This is a genomic window from Pseudomonas fluorescens, from assembly GCF_000967965.1.
Classification (GTDB): domain Bacteria; phylum Pseudomonadota; class Gammaproteobacteria; order Pseudomonadales; family Pseudomonadaceae; genus Aquipseudomonas; species Aquipseudomonas grandcourensis.
The window spans coordinates 1-4,029 of the sequence record NZ_LACC01000066.1; the positions used below are offsets into that span (position 1 = coordinate 1).

3 protein-coding genes are annotated in these 4,029 nt (G+C 58.5%); 1 reads left to right on the forward strand and 2 read right to left on the reverse strand.

Annotated elements, in window-relative coordinates; genetic code table 11:
• Positions 1-126: 126 nt before the first annotated feature.
• Both VC35_RS28000 and VC35_RS28005 read right to left on the reverse strand, forming a co-directional pair.
• Positions 127-1,347 (reverse strand): CaiB/BaiF CoA transferase family protein, encoded by a 1,221-nt coding sequence (locus tag VC35_RS28000; protein WP_046043970.1) that lies wholly within the window; start codon positions 1,345-1,347, stop codon positions 127-129.
• Between the two features lie 11 nt (positions 1,348-1,358).
• Positions 1,359-2,540, reverse strand: coding sequence for an acyl-CoA dehydrogenase (locus VC35_RS28005; RefSeq protein ID WP_046043971.1), 1,182 nt, complete (start codon positions 2,538-2,540; stop codon positions 1,359-1,361).
• 157 nt (positions 2,541-2,697) lie between these two features.
• Here VC35_RS28005 and VC35_RS28010 point away from each other — a divergent pair, with 157 nt between their 5' ends.
• Positions 2,698-3,597, forward strand: a complete 900-nt coding sequence (locus VC35_RS28010) for a LysR family transcriptional regulator (RefSeq protein WP_008053123.1) — start codon at positions 2,698-2,700, stop codon at positions 3,595-3,597.
• The last annotated feature ends 432 nt before the right edge of the window (positions 3,598-4,029 follow it).

Sequence of the window (4,029 nt, forward strand, 5' to 3'; positions counted from 1 at the left end):
ACACCTGGAATCTGCCGTCAAGCACTGATTTAGGTTTTCTATCAACAAGCTGCAGAAAGCAGCAAAACCACCCAAAGAAAGCCTATACAGAGGAGCCGAAACACCCCTCTATATAGAAGAGACCTATCAGAGAACGCCCGAAGCCTTGAATGCGGACACCGCCCCGGCATCCAGGCCCAACACCCGCTGCAAAACTTCCAGCGTGTGCTCACCCAGCAGAGGAGGTGCAAAACGGTACTCCACCGGCGTTTCCGACAGTCGAATCGGGCTCGCCACCTGAGGCACCATCCCGGCCAGCGCATGCGGCAGCTCGATAGCCAACCCGCGCGCCTTCACCTGAGGATCAGCAAACATCTGCTCCAAGTCATTGATAGGCCCGCAGGGCACACCAGCCTGCTCCAACTGCACCACCCATTCAGCGGTAGTCTTGAACACCGTCGCCTGACGGATCAGCGGAATCAGTACCGCCCTGTTTGCCACCCGCAGCTTGTTGGTCGCAAAACGCGGATCGTCCGCCCACTGCGGCTGCCCGGCCACTTCCGCGAACTTGCGGAACTGCCCATCGTTCCCGACGGTAAGGATGAAATCGCCATCCGCCGTAGGAAAATCCTGATAGGGCACGATGTTCGGGTGAGCATTACCCAAGCGTTTAGGCGCATTGCCTGTCGTCAGGTAGTTCATTGCCTGGTTGGCCAGACAAGCCACCTGCACATCCAGCAGAGCCATATCGATATGCTGACCACCGCCGTCGTGATCCCGATGCGCAAGCGCAGCCAGGATTGCGACAGTCGAATACAGCCCGGTCAGGATGTCCGTCAGCGCCACGCCAACCTTCACCGGCCCCGCACCCTCTTCGCCTTCAGGTCGCCCCGTCAGGCTCATGAGACCGCCCAGCCCCTGGATCATGAAGTCATAACCCGCACGCTTGGCGTAAGGACCGGTCTGGCCGAACCCGGTGATCGAGCAATAGATCAGATCCGGATTGATCGCCTTCAGCGACTCATAGTCCAGACCATAAGCCGCCAGACCGCCGACCTTGAAGTTCTCGATCAGGATGTCCGACTTGGCCGCCAGTTCACGCACCAGCTTCTGCCCTTCAGGGCGAGTGAAGTCGATGGTGACCGATTGCTTGTTGCGATTGGCCGACAAGTAATACGCGGCCTCGCTGGTGTTCTCGCCATAAGCGTCTTTAAGGAACGGTGGTCCCCAGGCGCGCGTGTCATCGCCGTTACCCGGACGCTCGACCTTGATCACTTCGGCGCCAAGGTCGGCCAGGATTTGCCCGGCCCAAGGCCCGGCCAGCACCCGCGATAAATCCAGTACCCGTAGATGCGATAGCGCGCCCATGGACGTTCTCCTTAATAGAACGCCTGGAGGCCGGTTTGCGCACGACCGAGGATCAGTGCATGGACGTCGTGCGTACCTTCATAGGTGTTCACCACTTCCAGGTTAACCAGATGACGCGCAACACCGAATTCATCGGAGATGCCGTTCCCGCCCAACATATCGCGAGCCATGCGCGCGATGTCCAGGGACTTGCCGCAAGAGTTGCGCTTCATCATCGAAGTGATTTCGACTGCCGCGGTCCCTTCGTCCTTCATACGACCCAGACGCAGGCAACCTTGCAGCGCCATGGTGATTTCAGTCTGCATGTCGGCCAGTTTCTTCTGGATCAACTGAGTGGCGGCCAGCGGGCGACCGAACTGTTGGCGATCCAGGGTGTATTGGCGAGCGGTGTGCCAGCAGAACTCGGCCGCACCCAGCGCACCCCAGGAGATGCCGTAACGTGCCGAGTTGAGGCAAGTGAAAGGACCTTTCAGGCCACGGACATCCGGGAAGATGTTCTCTTCCGGAACGAATACGTTGTCCATCACGATCTCACCGGTGATCGATGCCCGCAGGCCCACCTTGCCGTGAATCGCCGGAGCGCTCAGGCCTTTCCAGCCTTTCTCCAGAACGAAACCGCGGATGTCGCCGGCATCGTCCTTGGCCCAGACCACGAACACATCGGCGATCGGGCTGTTGGTGATCCACATCTTGCTGCCGGTGAGGCTGTAGCCGCCTTCCACTTTGCGCGCACGACTGATCATCGCGCCCGGGTCGGAGCCGTGGTTTGGCTCGGTCAGACCGAAGCAGCCGATCCATTCGCCCGACGCCAGTTTCGGCAGGTACTTCTGCTTCTGCGCTTCGGTACCGAATTCATTGATTGGCACCATCACCAGCGAGGACTGCACGCTCATCATCGAGCGATAGCCGGAGTCGATGCGCTCGACTTCACGGGCGATCAGGCCGTAGCTGACATAGTTCAGGCCGCTGCCACCGTACTGCTCGGGGATGGTTGCACCCAACAGGCCGATTTCGCCCATTTCGCGGAAGATCGCCGGATCGGTCTTCTCATGACGGAAAGCTTCGAGGATGCGCGGCGCAAGGCTTTGCTGAGCGAATTGCGCAGCCGTGTCGCGAATCATGCGTTCTTCTTCAGTGAGCTGTTGATCCAGCAGCAGGGGATCGATCCAGTTGAAGCTAGCTTTACCGCCCATGAGTGTGTCCTCTCGAATCGGGTCAAATAACGTGGACCGATCCTAGGCCCGGATCGGCGCTACGGCAAACGAGGATTTTGCATACTGTTGTGCTAATTTCTCACTCCGAAACGTCGCGAAAGAGCCTTTATGCGATGTATTAGTGAGGTTGACGTACATGCGCAGAAAGATACCCAGCACCACCGCCCTGATCAGCTTCGAGGCCGCGGCGCGCCACGAGAGCTTCACCAAGGCCGCCCAGGAACTTTCGCTGACCCAAGGGGCGATTTGCCGACAAATCGCCAGCCTTGAAGAGTTCCTCAGCGTGGAACTGTTCCGACGCTCGCGGCGCGGGGTCAAGCTGACGGAAGCCGGACTCTCCTACAGCCGTCGAGTGGCCACTCAGCTCGATGCGGTTGAGCGCGATACCTTGTCCGTGATGGGCCAGCAGGGCACCAACGTGATCGAACTGGCCGTAGTTCCGACCTTCGGCACCCAATGGCTGCTGCCGCGCCTCAAGGACTTCCAGCAAAAGCACCCGGAAGTGACGGTCAACCTGACCAACCGCACGCGGCCGTTCCTGTTCGCCGACACGGATTTCGATGCCGCCATCTACTTCGGTGACGCGGATTGGTCGGGTACTGAGTCCCACAGGCTGATGGGTGAAAATCCGATGCCCGTTTGCAGCCCCAACCTGCTCGGAAACAAGACCGGTCTGACGCCCGGCGAAATCGCCGACTTACCTCTCCTGCAACAGACCACCCGCCCCTATGCCTGGCGCCAATGGTTCGACTCCCAGCACCTGAATGTCCCGAGAGACATGACAGGCCCCCGCTACGAGCTATTCTCCATGCTCGCCCAGGCCGCCATGCACGACATGGGCATTGCCCTGATTCCGCCGTTCCTGATTCAAAGGGAGCTGAAAGAGAAACGCCTGGTGATCGCCAACCCGCAAGCACTGTCCAGCATCAAGGCTTACTACCTGATGATTCCTGAGCGAAAGGTCGAATCCGCGTCTTTAAGGGCATTTCGTGACTGGCTGGTAAATCAGGCGCACAGCTACAGCCTAGAGGGATAAAGGCTCCCCATGATTACCTGACCCCGTAGTCAGCAAAATGAAAGCACTACAGATGTACGTATTTGTCGCATAGCAGCAAACTGTATCGAAAAGTCGTACAAACGTCCCACAAGCGCCTGATGACGCGGCTTTGCGCCACTATTTCGAGGCGATGCCGCATCATTCATACGGCCGATGTGTAAATTCTTCAATTTCGGCCAGAATCCTTGAAAAGCACGGTCTGCAAGGGATCGAGCCGGTTGGTTGCGACATTCGGTCACGGGGTGACTTGTAGTTAATTTTCCGTCACCCGTCATAATCCCTTGAAGGGCACAAAGTTCGCCTGCAAAATGCCGCGCCCCGCCCTGATTTGGCGGGATCGTGCTGATCGGCCGCCCCAGCCGCACCATCCGTAGTGCATGGGTTTACTCTATAAGATCACGCAGGAGATTT

What these genes read in the sequence shown, in the direction of transcription:
- VC35_RS28000 (WP_046043970.1), bottom strand. Translation starts at nt 1,347, where the DNA reads ATGGGCGCGCTATCGCATCTACGGGTACTGGATTTATCGCGGGTGCTG.
- VC35_RS28005 (WP_046043971.1), bottom strand. Translation starts at nt 2,540, where the DNA reads ATGGGCGGTAAAGCTAGCTTCAACTGGATCGATCCCCTGCTGCTGGAT.
- VC35_RS28010 (WP_008053123.1), top strand. Translation starts at nt 2,698, where the DNA reads ATGCGCAGAAAGATACCCAGCACCACCGCCCTGATCAGCTTCGAGGCC.